Here is a 24,143-nt window from a genome sequence, read left to right on the forward strand (position 1 = left end):
GCATGCGCCTAGGCATGCGATCGCTCGAATTCTCGCATGTAGCTCACAAGTGCCTGCACGCCTTCCAGCGGCATGGCGTTGTAGATGCTCGCACGCATGCCGCCGACCGACTTGTGGCCCTTGAGCTGCAACAGGCCAGCTTCCCGGGCACCCGCCAGGAAAGCATCGTTGCGGCTCTCGTCACGAAGGAAGAAGGGCACGTTCATGCGCGACCGGCAGCTCGGGTCGATCTTGTTCACGTAGAACGAAGAGGCATCGATGAACCCGTACAGAAGGTTCGCCTTGGCGATGTTGCGCTGCTCGATGGCAGCCACACCCGTGAGCCCGCCTTCGGTCTGCTGCAGCAACCACTGGAAAGTGAGCCCGGCCATGTAGATGCCCCACGTCGGCGGGGTGTTGTACATGGACTTGTTGTCGGCCACGATCTTGTAGTTGAACGCGCTCGGGCAGATTTCGAGCGCATGGCCGAGAAGGTCGTCGCGCACGATCACGAGCGTGAGGCCTGCCGGCCCGAGGTTCTTTTGTGCGCCGCCGAATGCAAGGCCCACGCGGCTCCAGTCGACGCTGCGCGAGGCCACGTGCGACGAGAAGTCGATGACCAGGGGCGCGTTGCTGCCAAGAGCCGCAAGGTCGGGCAATTGCTGGAATTCGATGCCGTTGATGGTCTCGTTGGTGCACAGGTGCACGTACGAGGTGTCTTGGCTCAACTGCCAGGTCGAGGGATCTGGCAACTTGGTGTGATGGTCGCCGGCGTTGCTTGCGGCAACGTTCGCAGTGCAATAGCGCTGCGCTTCTTTCTGGGACTTGATGCTCCAGCTGCCGGTGATCACGAAGTCGGCGGTTTTGCCGCGCGACAGGTTCATCGGCACGATGGCGTTTTCGCCCAGCCCGCCACCCTGCATGAACAGGATGTGGAAGTGCGCGGGCACAGCCAGCAGCGTGCGGATGTCGGCTTCGGCCTGGGTGCAGATTGCGCCGAACTCCTTGCCGCGATGGCTCATCTCCATCACGCTCATTCCGCTGCCCTGCCAGTCGAGCATTTCGGAGGCGGCGCGTTGCAGCACCGCCTCCGGCATGGCGGCCGGACCTGCGGAAAAATTGAACGGACGCGTGCCGACCGGCTTGGGCTGCTGCTGTTCTGTCACGTCACTTCTTGGCGGGAGCCTTGGCTGGGGCCTTGGCGGGAGCGGCGCCTTGCTGGCCGCCGGTCGGCGCACCGAGTGCCTTGGCCACGTTTTCGTCGAGCGCGCGCATCTTCGGTTCGATGGTGGCGCGCGTTTCGGTCACGAGCTTTTCGGTCAGCGCGGTCTGCATCTTGGGATTGAGATCCTGATACTTCTTGCTGAGCGGCGAGTTGATCCAGGCCAGCAACTGCTTGAGCTCGTCTTCGGTGAAGTTCTGCTCGAGCAGCGGTGTCAGGGCGACAGGCGCCAGTTGCACGGCCTTGTCGCGCACGATCGGGTAGGCGTCGTCGAAGTACTTCTTGAGTTCGGCGTCGGCAGCCTTGGCGGCAGATTCGCGCTTGGCTTCGGGCACTTGCGTCTGCAGGTACTGCGAGCCGGCCTGTGCAATCGGAGAACTCGACTGTTCGACCAGGCCGCGCGCCAGCGATTCGATGCCGGGGCGCTGCACGTCGATGAACTGCTTGATGAGCGCAGCTTTGTCCTGGGCCATGGCGGCCATCGAGCTGCCAGCCAGGGCGACAGTAAGAAGTGCGAGCTTGAATTTTTTCACTGAGGGTTCTCCGTTGAAGATGTGGAAGTATCGTCTGCGCCCGGCTCGATCTCGCCGTTGGCGTCGTTCTCGACGATACGCTGTAGCCCGCTTAGTTTGGCGCCTTCGTCGAGCCCGATCAGCGTGACGCCTTGCGTTGCGCGACCTAGTTCACGAATTTCGGCAACTCGGGTGCGCACAAGCACGCCCTTGTCGGTGATGAGCATGATCTCATCGTCCGCATGCACGAGTGTGGCGGCAACGACCTTGCCGTTGCGCTCACTCTGTTGAATCGCAATCATGCCTTTGGTTCCGCGGCCGTGACGCGTGTACTCGGTAATGCTTGTACGCTTTCCGTAACCATTTTCTGTGGCCGTGAGCACGCTTTGCTGCTCGTCCTCGGCCACCAGCATGGCGATGACGCCTTGCCCCGGGTCGAGCGACATGCCGCGAACGCCGCGCGCATTGCGGCCCAGCGGACGAACGTCTTCTTCGTCGAAGCGCACGGCCTTGCCGCCGTCGCTGAACAGCATCACGTCGTGCTTGCCGTCGGTCAGTGCGGCGCCAATGAGATAGTCGCCTTCGTCGAGGTTCACGGCAATGATGCCGCCCTTGCGCGGGTTGTTGAACTCGTCGAGCGTGGTCTTCTTGACCGTGCCCATCGAGGTGGCCATGAACACGTACTGGTCGGCCGGAAAGTTGCGCTTCTCGCCGGTCAGCGCGAGCGCGACGTTGATCTTCTCGCCTTCTTGCAGCGGGAACATGTTGACGATGGGCCGGCCACGCGAACCGCGGGAGCCCGCAGGCACTTCCCACACCTTGAGCCAGTACAGCCGGCCGCGGTTGGAGAAGCACAGGATGTAGTCGTGCGTGTTGGCAATGAAGAGCTGGTCGATCCAGTCGTCTTCCTTGGTGACGGTGGCTTGCTTGCCGCGGCCGCCGCGCTTTTGCGCGCGGTATTCGTTCAGCGGCTGGCTCTTGATGTAGCCGCTGTGCGAAAGCGTGACCACCATGTCGGTCGGCGTGATCAGGTCTTCGGTCGAGAGGTCGTAGGCGCTGTGCTCGACCAGGCTGCGGCGCGCGCCGAGCTTCGACTGGCCGAATTCCTGCTTGATGGTGCCAAGCTCTTCGCCAATGATGACCGAGACACGTTCGGGCTTGGCCAGGATGTCGAGCAGGTCGTCGATCTCGGCCATGACCTCTTTGTATTCGGCAACGATCTTGTCCTGCTCGAGGCCGGTAAGGCGTTGCAGGCGCATCTGCAGGATTTCTTGCGCCTGTGTCTCCGAAAGGCGGTAGAGGCCGTCGGAACCCATGCCGAATTCGCGCTCCAGGCCTTCGGGTCGGTAGTCGTCGGCGTTGACCACGCCGCCGTCGGCGCGCGAACGCGTGAGCATTTCGCGCACCAGCTTGCTGTCCCAGCTGCGGGTCATGAGCTCGGCCTTGGCAACAGGCGGAGTGGGCGACTCGCGGATGATGCGGATGAACTCGTCGATGTTGGCCAGTGCCACAGCCAGGCCTTCGAGCACGTGGCCGCGCTCGCGGGCCTTGCGCAGGGTGAAGACCGTGCGGCGCGTCACCACTTCGCGGCGATGCTGCAGGAAGACCTCGATCAGATCTTTCAGGTTGCACAGCTTGGGTTGGCCGTCGACCAGCGCCACCATGTTGATGCCGAAGGTGTCCTGCAGCTGCGTCTGCTTGTAGAGGTTGTTGAGCACCACCTCGGGCACTTCGCCGCGCTTGAGTTCGATGACCAGGCGCATGCCCGACTTGTCGGATTCGTCCTGGATGTGGCTGATGCCTTCGATCTTCTTCTCGTGCACCAGTTCGGCCATGCGCTCCTGCAGCGTCTTCTTGTTGACCTGGTAGGGGAGCTCGTCAACGATGATCGCCTGGCGTTGGCCCCGATCGATGTCCTCGAAGTGGCACTTGGCGCGCATGACCACCTTGCCCCGGCCGGTGCGATAGCCGTCCCGGACGCCGTTGATGCCGTAAATGATGCCGGCGGTGGGAAAGTCGGGCGCCGGCACGATTTCCATCAGCTCGTCGATGGTGGCCTGCGGATTGCGCAGCATGTGAAGGCAGGCGTCTACAACCTCATTGAGATTGTGCGGCGGGATATTGGTGGCCATGCCAACTGCAATACCGCCAGAGCCATTCACCAGCAAATTGGGCAGTTTGCTCGGCAGAACCTTGGGTTCTTTTTCGGAGCCGTCGTAATTGTCTTGAAAATCGACCGTTTCCTTGTCGATATCGGCCAGCATTTCGTGCGCAATTTTGGCCAGGCGGATTTCCGTATACCGCATTGCGGCCGCATTGTCTCCGTCGACCGAGCCGAAGTTACCTTGTCCGTCCACCAGCATATGGCGCATGGAAAAGTCCTGCGCCAGCCGCACGATGGTGTCGTAGACCGATTGGTCCCCGTGCGGGTGGTACTTACCGATGACGTCGCCCACGATACGGGCGGACTTCTTGTATGCACGGTTCCAGTCGTTGTTGAGCTCGTGCATTGCATACAGCACGCGCCGGTGCACGGGCTTGAGGCCGTCGCGTGCATCGGGAAGCGCTCGGCCCACGATCACGCTCATGGCGTAATCGAGATAGCTGCTGCGCATTTCCTCTTCAAGACTGATGGGCAGGGTTTCTTTGGCGAAGGAGGTCATGAGCGAGAGGCTGGCGGCGGAAGGCGGAATTTTACGCTGTGAGGGGTGTCGTACCGCCGCAACACAAGGCGGCTATTCCGCCTCCGTCCTACGCTTCCGGGGGGCGCTGCGGGCTGTTTGCCAAAGACCCTATGGCACAATCGCCTCAACGTTTTGGGTGGTGGTCACTTAAAGCGTCCTTGATTCGCAGCGCGGCTGCGGCTTTTTCCCCAAGAGGAGAACCATGAAGAAACTGAATAAAGTGGCGATGATGTTTGCAGTCGCTGCGCTCGCCACTGCCGCCGGCGCGCAGACCCGTGTCACCGCTGCTGACGGCGGTCCTACGATCGACAACTGGCAAAACGGCACCGGCGAACTGGTTTGGAAGAACGGCACGAACGAACTGTGCTGGCGTGATGCCAACTGGACGCCGGCTACCGCCGCCGCCGGTTGCGACGGTGCTCTGGTTCCGGCAGCTCCTGCTGCAGTTGCTCCCACCCCGGGCGCAGCTACCCCGCCGCCTGCAGCTCAAGTCGCCGCTTCGAAGGTTACCTTCGCTGCTGACGCATTCTTCGACTTCGACAAGTCGGTTCTCAAGCCTGAAGGTCGCGCAAAGCTGACCGATCTGGTCTCGAAGATCCGTGACGTCAACCTGGAAGTGATCATTGCCGTGGGTCACACCGACTCGATCGGTTCTGACTCCTACAACCAGCGTCTGTCGGTGCGCCGCGCCGAAGCCGTCAAGGCCTTCCTGGTCTCGAAGGGCATCGAACGCAACCGCGTCTACACCGAAGGCAAGGGCGAGAAGCAACCTGTTGCGGACAACCGCACCAAGGAAGGCCGCGCCAAGAACCGTCGCGTGGAAATCGAAGTGGTTGGCACCCGCGCCACCAAGTGATTCGATTGAATCGCTAAAAAGAACCCCGCTTCGGCGGGGTTTTTTTATGCCCGTTGAATTCCGTTCGGCTGTTCCCAAGTGCCGGCCGATGTTCGCCGGCGCATTCTCCGTTTCATAATCCACGGTATGACAGATAACGTGAATGCCGATCCGGCGGAACTCGCCAAGTTTTCGGAACTTGCCCATCGCTGGTGGGATTTGGACAGCGAATTCCGCCCGCTCCACGAAATCAATCCGCTTCGACTGGAATGGATTGACGGTATTGCACCGATTTCACAGCGCAAAGTGCTTGATATCGGCTGCGGCGGAGGAATCCTTGCCGATTCGATGGCCCGAAAAGGCGCTGATGTGCTCGGCATCGATCTGGCGAGCAAAGCGCTCAAGGTTGCCAAGCTGCATGCCCTCGAAGCCGAAACCAAGGGCGTCAAATACCGCGAAATCAGTGCAGAGGCATTGGCCGCGGAGCAGCCGGGCAGTTTCGACGTTGTTACGTGCATGGAAATGCTCGAACACGTGCCCGAGCCTGCTTCCATAGTTCAGGCGTGCGCAACTTTGGTCAAGCCGGGCGGCTGGGTGTTCTTTTCCACCATCAATCGCAACCTGAAGTCTTTCATGCTGGCGATCGTCGGGGCCGAATACGTTCTCGGCATGTTGCCCCGCGGCACGCATGAGTATGCAAAGCTCATCCGCCCCAGCGAACTCGCGGCCTACTGCCGCACCGCCGGGCTTGACCTGCGGCATACACGGGGCATGGAGCACAACCCCTTGACGCGGCGGTATTGGCTCAGCGGCGACACCAGCGTCAACTACATGTTCGCCACGCAAAAACCGGCGTCGGTTGCTGCGGGATCGAAAGCGTGACGACCGCAGCAGTGCGAGCCGTGCTGTTCGACCTGGACGGCACGCTGATCGACAGTGCCCCCGACCTGGGCGCCGCCGCCGACAAGATGCGCACCGATCGCGGTCTGGAGTCTTACCCGCTGGAGCGTTATCGTTTCATGGCGGGGGCGGGCGCGCGGGGCATGCTGGGGGTGGCTTTCGGCATTACTCCGGATTCGCCGGAATTTCCGGAACTGAGGGAAGAGTTTTTCGTTACCTACGAAAACCGCATGCTGCTCAACACGCAGGTGTTTGACGGGGTGCACGGGCTCATCGATGCGATTCGCGCTCGCGGGCTGGCTTGGGGCGTGGTCACGAACAAGTCGGCGCGCTTTACCGATCCCCTGACGCGCGCCATTCCTCTTTTCGGCAGCGCCGGCGCCATCATCAGTGGCGATACGACGCCCTTCTCCAAGCCGCATCCCGAGCCGCTGCACGAAGCGGCCCGGCGGCTTGGAATTCCATCCAACGCCTGCATTTATGTTGGAGACGATGAGCGCGACATCATCGCGGGCCGTGCGGCCGGCATGCGAACCGTGGCGGCAACCTACGGCTACATGGGGCCGCAGGCCAACGCCACCCTTTGGGAGGCGGACGCTGCAATTTCTTCGCCCATGGAGCTCTTGCAGTTTCTCAACCCGGCCTAAAATAGACCTCTTGGGGCTGCACTGGTTTCGACGTGGGTTCGGAGTCGCAGCGGGGCATGTCGAGCTGAATGCGCTCGTAAAACAGATTCAAACAAACTAACTGCAAACGACGAACGTTTCGCACTCGCTGCTTAATTGCCAGTGAGCCTTGCAACAGTTGGCCGATGGGCTGGGCAAGGGGGTCTGGAGCAATCCTGACCTCCCGGCTGCAAGGATAATTACATGGGCTGGCTCCGATCCGGGTACCTTGGGTCGGGGCGAGAAAATAGGGTACTGGCGTCCGGTTTAGCGTGTGACTGCGCGACTCCGGAAGCGAGACTTAAATCAGATCACTAAACATGTAGAACTGCGCGATGAAGGCTTGCGGACGGGGGTTCAAATCCCCCCAGCTCCACCATTCATCAAAAAAGCCAACCTGAGGAAGGTTGGCTTTTTTTTGCCTGGGCCGAGGGCTATAGTCAGCGGGCGCGGCGCGCCGCCACCGTTGCCTCTGCCTCACGGAGGGCGGCATTGCCGCTTCGATTCAAGAAAGACGCCGTGTCCGATTCACTGACTTCGACGCTCACCAGCTACTACGACGAGGTGCCTTATGAATCGCATCCGTTCCCCCAAACCGCGATCGAACACCTGGAAGCGCTTGCCTTCCTGTTCGGCCTTGACGCGCCGCCCCCCGCCACGGCGCGCGTGCTCGAACTCGGATGTGCCGCCGGTGGCAACCTGATTCCGTTTGCTGCGCGCCATCCCGAAGCAACGGCCCTCGGCCTCGATCTGTCGAAGGTGCAGGTGGAACAAGGCGTCGGGGCTATCTCACGCGCAGGGCTGTCGAACATCGAGTTGCGGGCGTTCAACCTCGCAGATGTCGATGCTTCGTTCGGCCAGTTCGACTACATCGTCTGCCATGGTGTCTACAGCTGGGTGCCTGGCCCGGTGCAGGATGCGATCTTGCGCATCTGCTCGGAGAACCTGGCACCAAACGGCGTGGCCTACGTCAGCTACAACGTGTACCCGGGCTGGAAGGCGAGGGAGATCGTGCGCGACGCAATGATTCTGCGCGGCGGCCTGCGCGACACGCCTGAGGAAAAGCTGTCCTATGCGCGCGGCATGCTCGAATTTCTGGAGCAATCGGCGCGACCTGACAGCGTTCTGAAGAAAACGCTTGAAGAGACGATGCCCATCGTGCGCGGCTCCAGTGGCTACTACCTGCTGCACGAATTTCTCGAGCCCTGCAACGCACCCTGCTACTTCAAGGAGTTTGTGGCGCGAGCCGATGCCAACGGCCTCAGCTACCTGGCGGATGCGGAGCCCTCCACGATGTTCGTCCAGAACTATGGCGAAAAGGTCCGTGAGCCGTTGCTGCGCGAGTGCGGGGGCAGCCAGATTCTGATGGAGCAGTATCTCGACTTTCTGGTGAACCGCACCTTTCGCCAGACCCTGCTTGTGAAGCGGGGCCGCGCGGCAGATATCCGCTATCGGCTCGATCCCGCGCGTGTCCAAGGGCTTGAGTTCGCTGGCGTTTTCACCCCCGAGGACGGCACCACGCTGACGCTCGATGCAAGCGAGCAGTGTTGCAATGCACTGCGCACCCTCAAGGTCACGCTGCGCCTTCCGGTGCACAAGGCCGCGGCGCAGATGCTCGATGCGCATTACCCCGCCAGCGTCTCGGTCCAGGCATTGGTCGGCTCCGTGGTTGCGGCCACGGGCGAGCCGCCTGCTTCGGTCGAGCGGGTCGTCATGTCGATGCTCGAGGAATTGCTGATTCTTGGCGCCGTTCGCATCCGGCGTGCCCCGGTACGCGCCGCAACCCAGGTGTCCGCGTTGCCGCTGGCGTTGCCGTTCGTACGCAGCGCGCCTGGCCTGGCGCTATCTGCCGGAAGCTCGGTGAGCGTTTGCAACCAGTGGCATGAGTCGGTAAGTCTCTCCGCGCTGGAGCGCTGCCTTCTGCCGTTGCTCGACGGCACGCATTCGCATGACATGCTGGCCGACTATCTCGCGGCCGAAGTGCGCGCCGATCGGCTCCGCTTCGTCCAGAATGACAAGCCGCTGACGGATCACTCCGCATTGAAGGAGTTTGCGTTGAAGCAAGTGGAGCTTGGCTTGAGGGACTTGCGGCGCAAGGCGTTGCTCGTCGCCTGAAGGCTGGCAATTGCCGTTTCTAACCATCGAACTCAAGAAGGGACTTTCTTCATGCAGCAACTCCACTGGACCCCGGCATTGCGCGCCGTCATAGCGGCAACGCTTGTGCTCACCGGCGCGGGCGCCTCGCACGCCGCGTCGCAGGCACCCGTCGCGGCCGAGCACGGCATGGTCGTGAGCGCGCAGCACCTCGCCACCAAGGTGGGCGTCGATGTTCTCAAGCGGGGCGGCAACGCCGTCGACGCGGCTGTGGCCGTGGGCTACGCGCTGGCCGTGGTGTACCCGGCCGCCGGCAACCTGGGTGGCGGCGGCTTCATGACCGTGCAGCTGGCCGACGGGCGCAAGACATTTCTCGACTTCCGCGAGAAAGCACCCTTGGCCGCGACGGCCAACATGTATCTCGACAAGGATGGCAACGTCATCAAGGGCCTGAGCACCAACGGCCATTTGGCCGTCGGTGTGCCCGGCACGGTTTCAGGCATGGAATACGCGCGTGAGAAGTATGGCACCATGAAGCGCGCCGACCTGATCGCTCCCTCGATCCAGCTGGCCGACAAGGGCTTTGCGCTGGAGCAGGGCGATATCGACATGCTGCGCACCTCGACCAACGACTTCAAGAAAGATCCGGTTTCCGGCGCCATCTTCCTGAACAAGGGCGAGCCTTTTGCGGTCGGCCAGAAGCTGGTGCAGAAAGACCTTGCCAAGACCCTGCGGGCAGTCAGCGCCAAGGGTGTCGACGGCTTCTACAAGGGCTGGGTGGGACAGGCCATCGTGGCGTCCAGCCAGGCCGGCAAGGGCATCATCACCCAGGCAGACCTCGACCAGTACAAGACGCGCGAACTGGCGCCGGTCGAATGCGATTACCGCGGCTATCGCGTGGTGTCGGCGCCGCCGCCGAGTTCTGGCGGCGTGATCATCTGCGAAATGCTCAACATCCTCGAGGGCTATCCGCTCAAGGACCTGGGCTTCCGCTCGGCCGAGGCGGTGCACTACCAGATCGAAGCCATGCGCCATGCCTATGTCGACCGCAACAGCTACCTGGGCGATCCTGATTTCGTAAAGAACCCGCTCGACCGCCTGCTCGACAAGGGCTATGCCGAGAAGATCCGCGCCGCCATCGATCCCAAGAAGGCCGGCGTCTCCAAGGACATCAAGCCCGGTGTTGCTCCGCACGAAGGCAGCAACACTACCCACTACTCCATTACCGACCAGCAGGGCAACGCCGTGTCGGTGACCTACACGCTCAATGACTGGTTCGGCGCCAAGGTCACGGCCGACAAGACGGGCGTGCTGCTCAACAACGAGATGGACGATTTCACCGCCAAGATCGGCGTGCCCAACATGTACGGCCTGGTGCAGGGCGAGGCCAATGCCATCGCCCCGGGCAAGCGTCCGTTGAGCTCGATGAGCCCGACCATCGTCTCCAAGGACGGCAAGCCGGTGTTCGTGGTCGGTACGCCGGGCGGCAGCCGCATCATCACGGCAGTGCTGCACACCATCCTGAATGTGGTCGACTACGGCATGAACGTGCAAGAAGCCGTCGATGCCCCGCGCTTCCACCAGCAATGGCTGCCTGACGTCACCAACGTCGAAACCTTTGCCATCAGCCCCGACACGCGCAAGATCCTGACCGACATGGGCCACAACCTGGGCGTGCCGCAACCGGCCAATCACATGGCTGCGATCATCGTCGGCGCTCCGTCGCTGGGCGGCAAGCCGGTGGGGAGCAACCGCTTCTACGGCGCCAACGATCCTCGCCGCAACACCGGCCTTGCCGCCGGCTACTGAACCTGCCAACCTGCAGCGGCCGTGCCATGCTGGCGCGGCCGCTTTTTCATTTCCATGCACCTGCAAGACATTCTTTATTCCCAAGGCTTTGGCACGCGGCGCGTGTGTGCGGGGCTCATCCAGCAAGGCCACGTGACCATCGGCGGCAAGGTGGCCGACGACCCCTTCGACGACCTCGATCCCGAGGGGCTGCTTTTCACCGTGCAGGGCACCGAATGGGCGTACCACGAGAAGGCCTATCTCATGCTGCACAAGCCGGCGGGTACCGAGTGCTCACAAAAGCCTTCCACCTACCCGAGCATCTACACGCTGCTGCCTTCGCCGCTGCGGCTGCGGCCCAACAAGGGCGCGGTTCAGGGCGTTCAGGCCATCGGCCGGCTCGACCAGGACACAACCGGGCTGCTGTTGCTGACAGACGACGGCCAGTTCATCCACAAGATGGGCTCGCCCAAGCACCATGTGCCCAAGGTCTACGAGGTCACGGCCAAGCACCCTGTGGACGCCGCGCAAATTGAAAAGCTGCTGGCCGGCGTGGTGCTCGACGACGACCCGAAGCCGGTGCGCGCCGCCGCCTGCGAATCGGAAAGCCCGCTGCATCTGCGCCTGACGCTCACCGAAGGCAAATACCACCAGGTCAAGCGTATGCTGGCAGCCGTGGGCAACCGGGTCGAGGGGTTGCATCGGTCGCGCATTGGCAACCTGGCGTTGCCCGAAGACCTGGCGCCGGGCCAGTGGCGATGGCTGACCGCCGAACAGGTTTCGGCATTGCGTGCAAAAACAACGGTATAGCCCCCGGATGCTCTGCCGGTCAGCCGGCAGTAGGGTCTGGCCGTTGATAATCGAAAGCACTCTTTCGGAACCTTTCCCTTGCGATTCCTTGCCCGACCGAATGGCCGCCTCGCGGCTTGCCTGTTTTCTTGCCTGACGGTCTGGGTGGCACAAGCCGCCGCCGCTGCGCCCGCGGAACCCCCGCCCATCTTCGTGCTCAATTCGCTCGACGCCAGCGTCAGCGTGATCAATCCGCTCGACTGGACTGAAAAGCAGCGCATTGCCACCGGCAAGGAGCCGCACCACATCTACATGACGCCCGACGAAAAGTCGGTCATCGTGGCCAATTCGGCAGGCGATTCGCTGACCTTTCTCAACCCGAGAACGGCCGAAGTGCAGCGCGTGGTCTACGGCATCATCGATCCGTACCAGCTGCAGTTCTCGCGCGACATGAAGTGGTTTGTCACGGCTGCAAACCGTCTCAATCACGTCGACATCTACCGCTGGGACGGCAAGGACCTGAAGCTCGCCAAGCGCATTGCCACAGGCAAGACGCCCAGTCACATCTGGATAGACAACACCAGCACCGTCGCCTACGTGACCATGCAAGACAGCGACGAACTCATCGCCGTCGACCTGCCGACGCAAGCCGTTCGCTGGCGCGTGGCAACCGGCGCCATGCCGGCCGATATCTACGGCGCGCACAACGACAAGACCCTGCTCGTGGGCCTCACCGGCAGCGACGGCGTACAGGTGTTCGACGTCGCGGGCCCGGAGCCGAAGCTGGTCGGCAAAATTCCGACGGGCAAGGGCGCTCACGCCTTTCGTTCGGCTGGCGACGGCAAGAGCGTTTTCGTGAGCAACCGCGTGGCCAACACCATCAGCCGGATCGACCTGGCAACGCTCAAGGTGAGCGCCACCTACGCCGTGCCGGGCGGCCCCGACTGCATGGACGTATCCGCCGACGGCAAGACGCTGTACGTCACCTCGCGCTGGGCCAAGAAGCTCAGCGTGATCGACCTGGACACCCAGAAGGTCGTGCGCCAGGTCAATGTCGGCCGTTCGCCGCACGGCGTCTGGACCCTGGCCCATGCGAAAAGAATCTGAGCGGGCGCCATCGGCAGGCCGGCAAAGCCGGTTCCGCAACCTCGCCGGCATCGTTTTCATGGTCGCCTGTGCGGCTACGCCCGCTGCCTGGGCCCAAGGCGCCTCCTGCGAAAAGCCCGTCTACCTGACCCTCGACACCGGCCACATGGGCATTGCCCCGTTCGTGGCCGACGTGCTCAAGCGCCAGAACGTGCGCGTTACCTTCTTTGCCGCGGCCGAGCGCACGCAGACCGATGGCGACAGCCTCGACAGCCACTGGGCGCCATGGTGGAAGGCAAGGGCGGCCGAGGGCCACGAGTTTGCCTCGCACACCTACGACCACGCGTACTGGCGCTCAGACCTCAAGGGTGAGCCACCCAGCTTCCGTATCAGGCCTTCGGCGGGTGCGTTCGCCGGCCGCGAGTTCACCTGGAGCGCGGCCGAATACTGCGCCAACATCAGCAAGGCTTCAGAACGCCTGGCGCTCATTACCGGCAAGAAGCCGCTGCCGCTGTACCGCGCGCCGGGCGGCAAAACCTCGCCCCGGCTGCTTGCCGCGGCCAAGGCCTGCGGTTTCGAGCATGTGGGCTGGTCGCCTGCCGGTTTTCTGGGCGACGAACTGCCAAGCGAGAAGTTCAGCAACGAAAAGCTCCTGGCGCAGGCGCTCGAAACCATCCGCCCCGGCGACATCCTGCTTGCGCATCTGGGCATCTGGTCGCGCAAAGACCCCTGGGCGCCGGCCAACCTCGAACCGCTGATCGTCGGCCTCAAGGCCAAGGGCTTTTGCTTCGAAACGCTGCGCCAGCATCCGCAATACCGCGCCTGGATCGCGTCCCACCCTTGAGGCAGTCGCCGTGATCGATTGGTTGACGGATACCTTTTCGGCGCTGCAGGGCTGGTTCTTCGAAACGCTGATCCAGCCCCTGGTCTTTGCGGTGGGCCTTGGCGGCTGGACCGAAGACGCCTTCACAGCCACCGGTTGGCTGCTGGTCGGGTTCATTCAGGTTGCGGTGCTCCTCGCGATCATCGGGCCGCTGCAGCGTTGGCGCGCCGTCGAGCCGGTGACCGACCGCCGAGCGATCCGCATCGACGTGCTCTACACGCTGATCCACCGCCTGGGCCTGTTCCGTCTGGCCATGTTCTTCACGCTGGAGCCGTTCTTCGACGAGGCCATCGGAAGCCTGCGCATCGCGGGCTGGGGCACTTTTCATCTGGACGAAGTGTGGCCCGGCGTTACCGACGTGCCCTGGGTCGCATTCGCGATCTATCTCGTGGTGCTCGACTTCGTCGGTTACTGGATCCATCGCGGCCAGCACCAGCTCAACTGGTGGTGGGGCCTGCACTCGCTGCACCACTCCCAGCGCCAGATGACCATGTGGAGCGACGACCGCAACCACCTGCTGGACGACATCATTCATGACACCCTCATCGTCATCGTGGCGCAGCTCATCGGCGTGGCGCCCGGCCAGTTCATTGCGTTCGTTGCCTTCACCCAGCTCAGCGAAAGCCTGCAGCACGCCAACCTGAGGCTGGGCTTTGGCGCCATCGGCGAACGGCTCTGGATCAGCCCGCGCTTTCACCGGCTGCACCACAGCATAGGGCTCGGACACGAGTCCCAAGGGGCCCACACGCTGGGCGGCCACAACTTTGGCGTGCTGCTGCCCTGGTGGGACATGATTTTTCGCACCGCCAACTTCGAGAAGCGCTACGACCCGACCGGCATCCGCGACCAGGTCGAACCCGGCGCCGACGGCCGGGTGCGTGACTACGGAAGCGGCTTCTGGGCCCAGCAGTGGCTCGGCCTGAAGCGAATGGTCGGCCGCGGCTGAGCGCGGGGCATATCACCGGGCGGTTATCCTTCGCATCAATGCGCCTGCTCCTCGATTCCTTCTGGCGCGCGGTTGCATATTGCATGCTGCCGCGCGTGATCGTCCTGTCGCTGCTGCCGCTGGGCCTGATGGTGCTGCTGGCCGCAGGATTCGGCTATTTCTATTGGGATGCGGCAGTTGCGTGGACCCGCGAGGCGCTGGATGCCTGGCCCCTGCTTTCCAGCTTCTGGGGGTGGATCAGCAAGCTTTTCTCAGGCGACGTCACGGCCATGCTGGCGCCGCTCGTGGTGGTGTTTGCCGCCACGCCGCTCATCGTGGTGGTTTCGCTCCTGATCGTGGCCGGTCTCATGGCTGCGCCGCTCACCGCGTTGGTGGCGCGCCGCCGCTTTCCAATGCTCGAGCGAAAGAAGGGCGCTTCATTTTTTGCCAGCATGGCGCGTTCGCTCGGCCTCACGGTGCTGGCGCTGATAGCGCTCGTGGTGTCGATGCCGCTCTGGCTCATTCCGCCGCTGGTGCTCATCCTGCCGCCGCTGATCTGGGGCTGGCTCACGTATCGCGTGATGAGTTTCGACGCACTGGCCGAACACGCAAGCCCCGAAGAGCGGGCCACATTGCTGCGCGCGCACCGGCTGCCGCTGCTGTGCATTGGCGTGCTCTGCGGCTATCTGGGCGCCGCGCCCAGCATCGTGTGGGCGTCCGGCCTGTTGTTTGCCGCCGCCTTCTTCGTGCTGGTGCCGCTCGCAATCTGGATCTACACGCTGGTATTCGCCTTCTCGTCGCTCTGGTTCGGACATTACTGCCTCGACGCCCTGGCGCAATTGCGCGCCCGGCGCGCTACCGCGGCGGCTTCATCCTCGGGCGGCTCGCCGGCCGTGCAAGTCGACGAGCAGGCGATTCTTTCTCAATGGAAATCCCCATGACCCGCGCATTCGGCCTGATCGTAGTCGGCGACGAAATTCTCTCGGGCAAGCGTGCCGACAAGCACATGCCAAAGGTGATCGAACTGCTCGCCGCCCGCGGCCTGCAACTGGGCTGGGCCGAATACGTCGGCGACGAGCCGACCCGCATCACGGCCGCACTCAGCCGCGCCTTTGCCTCGGGCGACGTCGTTTTTTCGACCGGCGGCATCGGTGCCACGCCGGACGACCACACCCGTCAATGCGCCGCGCAGGCGCTGCGGGTGCCGCTCGAACTGCACCCTGAGGCAGAGCTGCTGATTCGCGAACGCATGCAGGACACCGCGCGCGAGCAGGGCATTGCCTACGAACCCGACCGGCCCGACAACATCCACCGCCTCAACATGGGCGTGTTTCCCAAGGGTGCGACGATCATCCGCAACCCGTACAACAAGATTCCGGGCTTCAGCGTCGACCATGTTCATTTTGTGCCGGGCTTTCCCGTCATGGCCTGGCCGATGATCGAATCCGTGCTCGATACCCGCTATGCCGGCATGTTCACCAGCGGCCAGTCGGCCGAAAAGTCCGTCATCGTTTTTGGTGCGATGGAAGCAACGCTCACGCCCCTCATGCAAGCCATCGAGGCAACCCATGCGGGCGTCAAGGTGTTCAGCCTGCCAAGCGTCGATCATCCGCAATACGGCCGCCACATCGAATTGGGCGTTAAAGGCGCGCCGAGCCTTCTTGATGCCGCCTATTCGCAACTGATCGAGGGCTTGCACGCCTTTGATGCGAAGCTTGGCCCTGAATTGGTGCGATAAAACCATTGGCACCAATTTGGTGATTTTTCGCCTTTTTTTGGGGTTTGTACCCCTCGCCAGAGGCTCCTCGCAAGGGGCGACAATGGCACAGAAACTGCATCCCCCGTCCCTGTATTCCTAACCACCATCCAACTCAGGAGAAACTGATGGCAAAGACCGTCGCCGATGTACTCAAGCTCGTCAAGGAAAACGAGGTCAAGTTCATCGACTTCCGCTTCACCGACACCCGCGGCAAAGAGCAGCACGTGACCGTGCCTGTTTCGGCATTCGATGAAGACAAATTCACCTCGGGCCACGCGTTCGACGGCTCGTCCATTGCTGGCTGGAAGGGAATCGAAGCTTCGGACATGCAGCTCATGCCCGACCCGAACACCGCCAACATCGATCCCTTCTTCGAAGAAACGACGCTGATCCTGACCTGCGACGTGATCGACCCCGCCGACGGCAAGGCCTACGAGCGCGACCCGCGTTCGCTCGCCAAGCGCGCCGAGGCGTACATGAAGGCTTCGGGCCTGGGCGACACGGCCTACTTCGGTCCGGAACCCGAATTCTTCGTCTTCGATGGCGTTCGCTGGAAGAACGACATGTCGGGCTGCTTCGTCAAGATCGAATCCGAAGAAGCCTCGTGGAACACCGACAAGGAATACGAGCACGGCAACACCGGCCACCGTCCGGCAGTCAAGGGTGGCTACTTTCCGGTTCCCCCGGTCGACAGCTTCCAGGACATGCGTTCCGAAATGTGCCTGGTGCTCGAATCGCTCGGCATTCCGGTCGAAGTGCATCACCATGAAGTGGCCAATGCAGGCCAGATGGAACTCGGCACCAAGTTCAGCACGCTGGTTCAGCGCGCCGACTGGGTCCAGCTGCAAAAGTACGTGATCCACAACGTGGCCCACGCCTATGGCAAGACCGCCACCTTCATGCCCAAGCCTATCGTCGGCGACAACGGCTCGGGCATGCACGTGCACCAGTCGGTCTGGAAGGACGGCAAGAACCTGTTCGCCGGCGACGGCTACGCGGGCCTCTCGGACTTCGCGCTGCACTACATCGGCGGCATCATCAAGCACGCCCGTGCCCTGAACGCAATCACGAACCCCGGCACCAACAGCTACAAGCGTCTGGTGCCCGGCTTCGAAGCCCCGGTGAAGCTGGCCTACTCGGCCAAGAACCGCTCGGCCTCGATCCGCATTCCGTTCGTGGCCAACCCGAAGGGCCGCCGCGTCGAAGCGCGCTTCCCCGATCCGCTGATGAACCCGTACCTCGGCTTTGCTGCACTGCTGATGGCCGGCCTCGACGGCGTGGAAAACAAGATCCATCCGGGCGAAGCCGCCAGCAAGGACCTGTACCACCTGCCGCCCGAAGAAGACGCGCTGATCCCGACCGTGTGCCACAGCCTCGACCAGGCCCTGGAATACCTCGACAAGGACCGTGCGTTCCTGACAAAGGGCGGCGTGTTCACCGATGCTTACATCGACGCGTACATCGAACTGAAGATGCAGGAAGTCACGCGCTTCCGCATGGCGACCCACCCGGTCGAGTTCGACATGTACTACTCCCTGTAAATCGGCGGGCGCAAGCCCCTGACGGGTAAGTAAGACAGAAAGGACGGCTTCGGCCGTCCTTTTTCGTTGACATGGAACATCTTGTCACCGGTGGAGTCGAATTGCAGGAAAATGCGCCTTTGTCGCGCCACCCAACGATTCTCATGAAGACTGCTTCTCTCATTTTCCTGGCTGGTTCATTGTTGGCCGTCGCCGTGCCCGCCTCGTCGCAGGAGCGCGTGTGGCGCTGTGGCAATGAATACACCAACAACTCGACGATTGCCCAGCAAAAAGGCTGCAAGGTCATGGAAGGCGGCAACGTCACCGTCGTGCAGGGCTCCGGAATGCCGGCGCCCAAGTCTTCGAGCGGCGGCGGTGGTTCCTCGGCCGCGCGTGCGCCGGCTGGCAGCCCGCGCGTGGAAGGCGTCGACCAGCGCGCCCGCGACGGCGAAGCCCGTTCGGTGCTCGAAGCCGAGCTCAAGAAAGCCGAGGCACGCCAGGCCGAGCTCCAGAAGGAATACAACAACGGCGAGCCCGAAAAGCAGGGCAGCGAAGGCCGCAACTACCAGAAGTACCTCGACCGCGTGGCCGAAATGAAGGCCGAACTCGCGCGCAACGAGAGCGACATAGCGGGCATTCGCCGCGAACTTGGCCGCCTGCCGGCCAAGCAGCAGTAAGGCAACAGGACGATCGATGGCATTTGGGAAGAAGGCGGCCGGCGCCACTCCGCGCTTTCAGTCCTTCGACCTGCTCTCCACGTTGATTGCGGTGGTCAGCACCAATGGTTCGGTGCTGTTTGCCAATGCAGCGCTCGAAGACGCACTGGGTACGTCGCGCCGCACGCTCGAAGGCTCGCAGTTCGGGGCGTGCTTTCATGAACCGCACGTGCTGCGCACCGCCATCGACGGCGCGCGCAGCAACGACTTTGCCACGCTGCGATACGAGGCCTTTCTGCGCCGCGTGAACCACGAACTGATGCCGGTGCAGGTCACGCTTGCGCAGGGCGACAAGCAGGGCGAGCTCATCATCGAGATGTCGCCGCTCGAGCAGCAGGTGCGGCAAGACCGCGAAGAACGCCTGCTCGACCAGGCCCAGGCCAACAAGGAACTCATTCGCAACCTGGCGCACGAGATCAAGAACCCGCTTGGCGGTATTCGGGGCGCGGCCCAGTTGCTGCAGATGGAAGTCGAGTCGCGCGACCTGATCGAATACACGCAAGTCATCATCCACGAAGCCGACCGGCTGCAAACGCTGGTCGACCGGCTGCTGGCACCTCACCGGCGCCCGCATGTGGTGGGCGACGTCAACATCCACGAAGTGTGCGAGCGCGTGCGCTCGGTCATTCTTGCGGAGTTTCCGCGCGACCTGCATATCGAGCGCGACTTCGACGTGTCGATACCCGAGTTTCGGGGCGACCGCGAGCAACTCATCCAGGCCACGCTCAACATCGTGCACAACGCGGCACAGGCCTTGTCCGAGCGCCGCGCGGCTGGCGACGCGCAGATCACTTTCAAGACACGCATCGCCCGACAGGTGATATTCAACAAGCAGTGGTATCGATTGGCACTGGAATTGCATGTCATCGACAACGGACCGGGTGTGCCGGACACGATCAAGGACCGCATCTTCTATCCGCTCGTATCGGGCAGGGAAGGCGGGACAGGGCTTGGATTGACGCTCGCGCAAACTTTTGTGCAACAGCATCACGGCGTGATCGAGTGCGACAGTGTCCCGGGCCGAACCGATTTCAAGATATTGATTCCGCTGCCCTAGCAGCCACGGCAACAAGGAGATGCATGAAGCCGATCTGGATAGTTGATGACGACCAATCGATCCGCTTCGTGCTGGAGAAGGCCTTGTTGCGCGAAGACCTGCCCACGCGCAGCTTTACCAACACGCGCGAGGTGCTGGCCGCCCTCGAACTCGCCGCAGACGACGAACAGCAGGGCCCGCAAGTCCTGGTGAGCGACATCCGCATGCCCGGCGGCTCCGGGCTCGACCTGCTCGACAAGATCAAGGCCAAGCATCCCGGCTTGCCGGTCATCATCATGACGGCGTTCTCCGACCTGGACAGCGCCGTTTCGGCTTTCCAGGGCGGTGCCTTCGAATACCTTCCCAAGCCCTTCGACCTGCCGCGCGCGGTAGAGCTGATTCGCCGCGCCGTCGACGAAAGCCAGCGCGAGGAAGTGGCCGAAGAGCGCATGGTTGCCGCACCCGAAATGCTGGGCCAGGCGCCTGCCATGCAGGACGTGTTCCGCGCCATCGGCCGGCTTTCACAGAGCAACGTCACGGTGCTCATTACCGGCGAGTCGGGTTCGGGCAAGGAACTGGTGGCGCGTGCGCTGCACAAGCATTCGCCGCGCGCCAACGGGCCCTTCGTGGCCATCAACACCGCGGCCATTCCCAAGGACCTGCTCGAGAGCGAACTCTTCGGCCACGAGCGCGGCGCCTTCACCGGCGCGCAGACCATGCGGCGCGGCCGCTTCGAGCAGGCCGAGGGCGGCACGCTGTTCCTGGATGAAATCGGCGACATGCCGTTCGACCTGCAGACGCGCCTTCTGCGCGTGCTGAGCGACGGGCATTTCTACCGCGTGGGCGGACACAACTCCGTGAAGGCCAACGTGCGCGTGATTGCAGCCACGCACCAGGACCTGGAGCAGCGCGTCAAGCTCGGCGGCTTCCGCGAAGACTTGTTCCACCGCCTCAACGTGATTCGCCTGCGCCTGCCCGCGCTGCGCGAGCGCGGCGAAGATGTGCCCGCACTCACGCGCCACTTCCTCCAGGTGAGCGCGCGTCAGCTCGGCGTCGAGCCCAAGCGCATTTCAGACGCCGCGTTGGCCAGGCTCGCCGCGTTCAGCTTTCCGGGCAACGTACGCCAGCTCGAGAACATCTGCCACTGGCTCACCGTCATGGCGCCGGCCCAACTCATCGAAGCCAAGGACCTGCCGCCGGAAGTAATGGCCGCGGGAGCCGGTGCGGAAGCGCACGCCGGCGAAGCTGCAGTTGCCGCAGCGACGCCCACCGCCCTGCAACCCGCACCAACGCTCTCGCCCAGCCCGGAGCGCGAATCCGCCCCTGCGAGCGCCGCGCCAGAAGCGACCGAAGGCCTGGTGGGCGCCAGCAGCTGGGAGAGCGGTCTTGAGATGGAAGCCCAGGCGCTGCTGGCCGCCGGGCGCACCGACGTGTGGGACGTGCTGTCGCGCCGCTTCGAGTCGCGGCTGATACTTACCGCACTGGCCAACACCCGCGGCCGCCGCATCGAAGCTGCCCAGAAGCTGGGCATCGGCCGCAACACCATCACCCGGAAAATCCAGGAACTCGGAATCGAGTAGAGCGGCCCCCGCCGGGTGTGGCTAGCGGCTTCGTTGGCCGAGCGTCAGCGAATCGAGCTGGAAGTTTCCGCTCTTGTCCCAAAGCCAGGTGTCCACATACGTGTGGCCACCCAGGCGCCCTGGGCTTGGCAACGGCGACGCCGCCTTGATGAGCTCCGCAATCTTGCCCGGCACTTCAGGCGCATGGCTCGGAACGCGGCTGAACGTGACGTTGGTGACGTTGCCGCGGGCATCGAGCTCGGTTTCGACGACCACCACCGCATACACCAGCGGAGGGATTTTTCCCTTGTAGATACGCTGCGCGTAGGTCTTGTAGATCTGGCCCGCGCCGGTCTTGCGGTAGGCCCGCACTGCAGGCGTCTGGGCGGTGATCAGGCGCGTGGTTGGCACATTGGGCTTTGCGCCAGCTACTTCGTCTGTCGGGGAGGTGGGCGACTTGTCTTCGCCGGTCTTGTCGGCCGGTTTCAACGCCGAGCAGGCAACAAGCGTCAGTGCGGCTGCAACGGTTGCCAGGGTGCGCATGGTCATTTTCATCAGGTCCCTTGGTCGATATCGAGCACCACCGGCGCGTGGTCGCTGGGCTTTTCCCATTTGCGCGGCACGCGGTCGATGACGCAACCCTTAACGCGCGGCACCAGCGGTTCGCTCACAAGAATGTGGTCGATGCGCAGGCCCCGGTTCTTCTGGTAGCCGAGCATGCGGTAGTCCCACCACGAATAGCTCTTCTCGGGCTGTTCGAAAAGGCGGAAGCTGTCGACAAGGCCAAGCTGCAGCAGCGCCTTGAACTGCTCGCGCTCTTCGGTGGTGTGGTGGATGGTTTCCGCCAGCCCCACCGGGTCGTAGCTGTCCCGGTCTTCCGGCGTGATGTTGAAGTCGCCGAGCAGAACCAGGTTCGGATGCGCCGCCATCTCGGCACGCAGCCATTCGCGCAACGCGCGCAGCCAGCCCATCTTGTATTCGAACTTTTCGGTACCCGGCGCTTGGCCGTTGACGAAGTACCCGTTCACCACGCGCAGCGGGCCTGCCGCGGTGTCGATGGTGGCTGCGATCACCCGCGACTGGTCATCGGTGAAGCCGCCGATGTTCTTTGCCACGTCGCGCATCGGCGCCAGGCTCAGGATGGCCACGCCGTTGTACGTTTTCTGGCCGAACACCGCGCACTCATAACCCGCCGACTTGAGCACATCGAGAGGAAACTTGTCGTCGCTCATCTTGAGCTCCTGCAGGCACAGCACGTCCACAGGGTTGGCAATCAGCCAGTCGAGCACATGCTGCAGGCGGGCGGTAAGGGAGTTGACGTTCCAGGTGGCTATTTTCATCAAACGCTACGTTGTTGACTCGGGGGGCACTCCTGCCGGAATGCGCGGGTCCGCCTTTGTACCCCACTCGCGGCCCGCCGGCGGAGGATTCATCCGCGCGTGTAGAACTTGTCCTGCAAGAACCATGGAAAGCGACCGGCAAAGCACGTTTTCTTCGCAAGGAAACTGCCGTCTCCAACAACCTGGAGAGCCCGATGCCGGACGATATGGAGATTCGCGTTCCGCAGAACGACGAGCACATCGACATCACGGACCTGAAAGAGGTCGACTATTGGACGAAGTGGTTTGGTGTCAGCGAGACCCGGCTGCGGTTGGCGGTTGCGTCCGCGGGCACCATCAAGGACGACCTGCGCGTTTATCTTGGCCTTCCCTGAAAAGCGCTGGGGCCGTCGGCCGGCTTGCGGCCGCAGCCCTCGCGCTACCTGATGGATGGCTGAATCCAAAGTTGCCATCTACGGCGCGATCGGCGCCAACGTAGCCATTGCCGCGACCAAGTTCGTGGTGGCCGGCATTACCGGCAGTTCGGCCATGCTGTCCGAAGGCATTCACTCCGCGGTCGACACCTTCAACGGCGTGCTTCTGCTGGTGGGAATCAGGCTGAGCCAACGGCCCGCCACCCCCGAGCACCCGTTCGGCCACGGCAAGGAACTGTATTTCTGGAGCCTGATTGTCGCGGTGCTCATCTTCGGGCTCGGCGGCGGGGTGTCTTTCTACGAGGGCATCCAGCACATCCGCCATCCGGAGCCGATGCGCGATCCCACCTGGAACTACATTGTGCTGGCCTTGGCGTTCCTGTTCGAGGGCACCAGCTTCCTCATCGCGCTGCGGCAATTCCGCGCGCAGGCCCGCGGCCGGCCTTTCTGGCGCGCGCTCGAGCAAAGCAAGGACCCCACCACCTATACCGTGCTGGCCGAAGACTCCGCGGCGCTCATGGGGCTGGCGGTGGCTGCGCTGGGCATCTACCTGAGCCACCGCCTCGACATGCCTCAGCTCGACGGCGCGGCCTCGGTGGTGATCGGCCTGCTGCTGGCTGGCGTGGCTGTGCTGCTGATCGGCCAGGCGCGGGGGCTTCTCATCGGCGAAGGGATTCGCCCTGAAACCGCGCGGGCCATTCGCAGCCTTGCCATGGAGCAGCCCAGTGTCAGCGACGTCGGCCATGTGCTGTCGATGTACATCGGCCCCGACGAGGTGCTGGCCATCGTCGACGTGAACTTCAAGGAAGGTACTGCCACGGGCGAAGCGGCCGAGGCCATTTCGGCCATCGAAGGGCAGGTGCGCGCGCGTTTTCCGATGATCCGGCGGCTCTTCATCGAGGCGAGCGAGGCCCCGGTACAAGCAGTAGCAAGCGCGTGAGGTGCCTCGCGGCATCGTTCAGACGAACCGGGATCGTCGGCCTTGGCTGACCCTTGCTTACGTGTTTGCCTGAGCGCTGGGGCCCGGCGCTTGCGCCACGGTCGAGCCTCACTCAGGAGATAGCCGCATGAACACGCCTGCACCGCCGCCGTCATCGCGCCCGAAGCGCTCCCCGGACGAACCCGAGATCACCCAGGAAGAATCCGTACCCACTGATGGCAGCGACACCGAGGGTGAGGAGATGATGAAGAAGGTCGAGAACAAGAAGCTCGAAGACCCGGGTTCGGCCGAGCACAAGACGCCCGAAAAGTCCTGAGCGGCGGGAGCTTTGTCTTCTCACGAAAAAGGCGCCGCCCTACAGGGGAGGCACTCTCCCCTAGCTAAAAATCATTCCTGCGGGCATTGGCTGCCCGGCCTGCGGAGTCATTTTTTCGCAGGCAGATCGCAAACAGACAACAGCGTAAAGAAGGACTGTCTGTCCATACGATGGAGGAAAAA

Annotated in this window: 23 protein-coding genes and 1 other RNA gene; 19 read left to right on the forward strand and 5 right to left on the reverse strand. The window is 63.0% G+C overall.

Features of this window, described 5'->3' with window-relative positions:
- Nucleotides 1–8: 8 nt before the first annotated feature.
- From serC to gyrA, 3 genes are read right to left on the reverse strand one after another with little or no spacing between them, the layout of a single operon-like run.
- Complete coding sequence (serC, locus tag J2X67_RS03820; protein ID WP_309950665.1) at nucleotides 9–1,145, reverse strand: 3-phosphoserine/phosphohydroxythreonine transaminase; 1,137 nt, start codon at nucleotides 1,143–1,145, stop codon at nucleotides 9–11.
- Nucleotide 1,146: 1 nt separating this feature from the next.
- On the reverse strand, nucleotides 1,147–1,734 hold the full coding sequence (locus J2X67_RS03825) for a DUF2059 domain-containing protein (protein WP_126747493.1): 588 nt from the start codon (nucleotides 1,732–1,734) through the stop codon (nucleotides 1,147–1,149).
- Nucleotides 1,731–4,376 (reverse strand): DNA gyrase subunit A, encoded by a 2,646-nt coding sequence (gyrA, locus tag J2X67_RS03830; RefSeq protein WP_281149808.1) that lies wholly within the window; start codon nucleotides 4,374–4,376, stop codon nucleotides 1,731–1,733. The genes J2X67_RS03825 and gyrA overlap by 4 nt, the downstream gene beginning before the upstream one ends.
- 223 nt (nucleotides 4,377–4,599) lie before the next feature.
- Here gyrA and ompA point away from each other — a divergent pair, with 223 nt between their 5' ends.
- From ompA to ntrC, 16 genes are all read left to right on the forward strand, one after another.
- Entirely contained in the window at nucleotides 4,600–5,253 is a 654-nt protein-coding gene (gene ompA, locus J2X67_RS03835) for an outer membrane protein OmpA (protein WP_309950668.1), read from the forward strand.
- 126 nt (nucleotides 5,254–5,379) lie between these two features.
- On the forward strand, nucleotides 5,380–6,114 hold the full coding sequence (gene ubiG / locus J2X67_RS03840) for a bifunctional 2-polyprenyl-6-hydroxyphenol methylase/3-demethylubiquinol 3-O-methyltransferase UbiG (protein ID WP_309950670.1): 735 nt from the start codon (nucleotides 5,380–5,382) through the stop codon (nucleotides 6,112–6,114).
- Nucleotides 6,111–6,779 (forward strand): HAD-IA family hydrolase, encoded by a 669-nt coding sequence (locus J2X67_RS03845; protein ID WP_309950671.1) that lies wholly within the window; start codon nucleotides 6,111–6,113, stop codon nucleotides 6,777–6,779. The genes ubiG and J2X67_RS03845 overlap by 4 nt, the downstream gene beginning before the upstream one ends.
- A gap of 12 nt (nucleotides 6,780–6,791) precedes the next feature.
- Nucleotides 6,792–7,176: a transfer-messenger RNA gene (gene ssrA, locus J2X67_RS03850) on the forward strand.
- A 140-nt stretch (nucleotides 7,177–7,316) separates the two neighbouring features.
- A complete protein-coding gene (locus J2X67_RS03855; RefSeq protein WP_309950672.1) occupies nucleotides 7,317–8,912 on the forward strand; it encodes a class I SAM-dependent methyltransferase in 1,596 nt (531 codons plus the stop codon).
- A gap of 51 nt (nucleotides 8,913–8,963) precedes the next feature.
- Nucleotides 8,964–10,700, forward strand: coding sequence for a gamma-glutamyltransferase (ggt, locus tag J2X67_RS03860; RefSeq protein WP_309950674.1), 1,737 nt, complete (start codon nucleotides 8,964–8,966; stop codon nucleotides 10,698–10,700).
- Between the two features lie 54 nt (nucleotides 10,701–10,754).
- Nucleotides 10,755–11,489 (forward strand): 16S rRNA pseudouridine(516) synthase, encoded by a 735-nt coding sequence (locus tag J2X67_RS03865; protein WP_309950675.1) that lies wholly within the window; start codon nucleotides 10,755–10,757, stop codon nucleotides 11,487–11,489.
- Nucleotides 11,490–11,567: 78 nt separating this feature from the next.
- Nucleotides 11,568–12,575, forward strand: a complete 1,008-nt coding sequence (locus J2X67_RS03870; RefSeq protein ID WP_309950677.1) for a YncE family protein — start codon at nucleotides 11,568–11,570, stop codon at nucleotides 12,573–12,575.
- 58 nt (nucleotides 12,576–12,633) lie between these two features.
- On the forward strand, nucleotides 12,634–13,398 hold the full coding sequence (locus tag J2X67_RS03875) for a polysaccharide deacetylase family protein (RefSeq protein WP_309950839.1): 765 nt from the start codon (nucleotides 12,634–12,636) through the stop codon (nucleotides 13,396–13,398).
- 10 nt (nucleotides 13,399–13,408) lie between these two features.
- Complete coding sequence (locus tag J2X67_RS03880; protein WP_309950679.1) at nucleotides 13,409–14,383, forward strand: sterol desaturase family protein; 975 nt, start codon at nucleotides 13,409–13,411, stop codon at nucleotides 14,381–14,383.
- Nucleotides 14,384–14,421: 38 nt separating this feature from the next.
- Nucleotides 14,422–15,303: an EI24 domain-containing protein gene (locus J2X67_RS03885; protein ID WP_309950682.1), complete on the forward strand. Its 882-nt coding sequence runs from the start codon at nucleotides 14,422–14,424 to the stop codon at nucleotides 15,301–15,303.
- On the forward strand, nucleotides 15,300–16,100 hold the full coding sequence (locus tag J2X67_RS03890) for a molybdopterin-binding protein (RefSeq protein WP_309950683.1): 801 nt from the start codon (nucleotides 15,300–15,302) through the stop codon (nucleotides 16,098–16,100). Before J2X67_RS03885 ends, J2X67_RS03890 begins: the two co-directional genes overlap by 4 nt.
- Nucleotides 16,101–16,246: 146 nt before the next feature.
- Nucleotides 16,247–17,662 (forward strand): type I glutamate--ammonia ligase, encoded by a 1,416-nt coding sequence (gene glnA / locus J2X67_RS03895; protein ID WP_126747480.1) that lies wholly within the window; start codon nucleotides 16,247–16,249, stop codon nucleotides 17,660–17,662.
- Between the two features lie 143 nt (nucleotides 17,663–17,805).
- Nucleotides 17,806–18,318 carry a hypothetical protein gene (locus J2X67_RS03900; protein WP_309950685.1) on the forward strand — a complete coding sequence of 171 codons (513 nt, stop codon included), beginning with the start codon at nucleotides 17,806–17,808 and terminating at the stop codon, nucleotides 18,316–18,318.
- A 16-nt stretch (nucleotides 18,319–18,334) separates the two neighbouring features.
- Nucleotides 18,335–19,414, forward strand: a complete 1,080-nt coding sequence (gene glnL, locus J2X67_RS03905; protein ID WP_309950688.1) for a nitrogen regulation protein NR(II) — start codon at nucleotides 18,335–18,337, stop codon at nucleotides 19,412–19,414.
- Nucleotides 19,415–19,437: 23 nt separating this feature from the next.
- Nucleotides 19,438–20,973 carry a nitrogen regulation protein NR(I) gene (gene ntrC / locus J2X67_RS03910; RefSeq protein ID WP_309950689.1) on the forward strand — a complete coding sequence of 512 codons (1,536 nt, stop codon included), beginning with the start codon at nucleotides 19,438–19,440 and terminating at the stop codon, nucleotides 20,971–20,973.
- A gap of 21 nt (nucleotides 20,974–20,994) precedes the next feature.
- On the opposite strand, the gene J2X67_RS03915 is transcribed toward ntrC, so the two are convergent.
- Nucleotides 20,995–21,501 (reverse strand): hypothetical protein, encoded by a 507-nt coding sequence (locus J2X67_RS03915; RefSeq protein ID WP_309950690.1) that lies wholly within the window; start codon nucleotides 21,499–21,501, stop codon nucleotides 20,995–20,997.
- 5 nt (nucleotides 21,502–21,506) lie between these two features.
- Nucleotides 21,507–22,292, reverse strand: coding sequence for an exodeoxyribonuclease III (gene xth / locus J2X67_RS03920; RefSeq protein ID WP_309950691.1), 786 nt, complete (start codon nucleotides 22,290–22,292; stop codon nucleotides 21,507–21,509).
- Nucleotides 22,293–22,486: 194 nt separating this feature from the next.
- Between xth and J2X67_RS03925 the strand changes: the two genes are divergently transcribed.
- The 3 genes from J2X67_RS03925 to J2X67_RS03935 all read left to right on the forward strand — a co-directional run bounded on the left by J2X67_RS03925 (nucleotide 22,487) and on the right by J2X67_RS03935 (nucleotide 23,961).
- On the forward strand, nucleotides 22,487–22,666 hold the full coding sequence (locus tag J2X67_RS03925) for a DUF3606 domain-containing protein (RefSeq protein WP_281149886.1): 180 nt from the start codon (nucleotides 22,487–22,489) through the stop codon (nucleotides 22,664–22,666).
- A 55-nt stretch (nucleotides 22,667–22,721) separates the two neighbouring features.
- A complete protein-coding gene (locus tag J2X67_RS03930) occupies nucleotides 22,722–23,645 on the forward strand; it encodes a cation diffusion facilitator family transporter (protein ID WP_309950693.1) in 924 nt (307 codons plus the stop codon).
- 127 nt (nucleotides 23,646–23,772) lie between these two features.
- Entirely contained in the window at nucleotides 23,773–23,961 is a 189-nt protein-coding gene (locus tag J2X67_RS03935) for a hypothetical protein (protein WP_309950694.1), read from the forward strand.
- Nucleotides 23,962–24,143: the final 182 nt, after the last annotated feature.

It is taken from the genome of Variovorax sp. 3319 (genome assembly GCF_031456585.1).
GTDB classification, from domain to species: domain Bacteria; phylum Pseudomonadota; class Gammaproteobacteria; order Burkholderiales; family Burkholderiaceae_C; genus Variovorax; species Variovorax paradoxus_P.

What these genes read in the sequence shown, in the direction of transcription:
- gyrA (WP_281149808.1), bottom strand. Translation starts at nt 4,376, where the DNA reads ATGACCTCCTTCGCCAAAGAAACCCTGCCCATCAGTCTTGAAGAGGAA.
- ompA (WP_309950668.1), top strand. Translation starts at nt 4,600, where the DNA reads ATGAAGAAACTGAATAAAGTGGCGATGATGTTTGCAGTCGCTGCGCTC.
- ubiG (WP_309950670.1), top strand. Translation starts at nt 5,380, where the DNA reads ATGACAGATAACGTGAATGCCGATCCGGCGGAACTCGCCAAGTTTTCG.
- ggt (WP_309950674.1), top strand. Translation starts at nt 8,964, where the DNA reads ATGCAGCAACTCCACTGGACCCCGGCATTGCGCGCCGTCATAGCGGCA.
- J2X67_RS03865 (WP_309950675.1), top strand. Translation starts at nt 10,755, where the DNA reads ATGCACCTGCAAGACATTCTTTATTCCCAAGGCTTTGGCACGCGGCGC.
- J2X67_RS03875 (WP_309950839.1), top strand. Translation starts at nt 12,634, where the DNA reads ATGGTCGCCTGTGCGGCTACGCCCGCTGCCTGGGCCCAAGGCGCCTCC.
- J2X67_RS03885 (WP_309950682.1), top strand. Translation starts at nt 14,422, where the DNA reads ATGCGCCTGCTCCTCGATTCCTTCTGGCGCGCGGTTGCATATTGCATG.
- J2X67_RS03890 (WP_309950683.1), top strand. Translation starts at nt 15,300, where the DNA reads ATGACCCGCGCATTCGGCCTGATCGTAGTCGGCGACGAAATTCTCTCG.
- glnA (WP_126747480.1), top strand. Translation starts at nt 16,247, where the DNA reads ATGGCAAAGACCGTCGCCGATGTACTCAAGCTCGTCAAGGAAAACGAG.
- J2X67_RS03900 (WP_309950685.1), top strand. Translation starts at nt 17,806, where the DNA reads ATGAAGACTGCTTCTCTCATTTTCCTGGCTGGTTCATTGTTGGCCGTC.
- glnL (WP_309950688.1), top strand. Translation starts at nt 18,335, where the DNA reads ATGGCATTTGGGAAGAAGGCGGCCGGCGCCACTCCGCGCTTTCAGTCC.
- ntrC (WP_309950689.1), top strand. Translation starts at nt 19,438, where the DNA reads ATGAAGCCGATCTGGATAGTTGATGACGACCAATCGATCCGCTTCGTG.
- J2X67_RS03915 (WP_309950690.1), bottom strand. Translation starts at nt 21,501, where the DNA reads ATGACCATGCGCACCCTGGCAACCGTTGCAGCCGCACTGACGCTTGTT.
- xth (WP_309950691.1), bottom strand. Translation starts at nt 22,292, where the DNA reads ATGAAAATAGCCACCTGGAACGTCAACTCCCTTACCGCCCGCCTGCAG.
- J2X67_RS03925 (WP_281149886.1), top strand. Translation starts at nt 22,487, where the DNA reads ATGCCGGACGATATGGAGATTCGCGTTCCGCAGAACGACGAGCACATC.
- J2X67_RS03930 (WP_309950693.1), top strand. Translation starts at nt 22,722, where the DNA reads ATGGCTGAATCCAAAGTTGCCATCTACGGCGCGATCGGCGCCAACGTA.
- J2X67_RS03935 (WP_309950694.1), top strand. Translation starts at nt 23,773, where the DNA reads ATGAACACGCCTGCACCGCCGCCGTCATCGCGCCCGAAGCGCTCCCCG.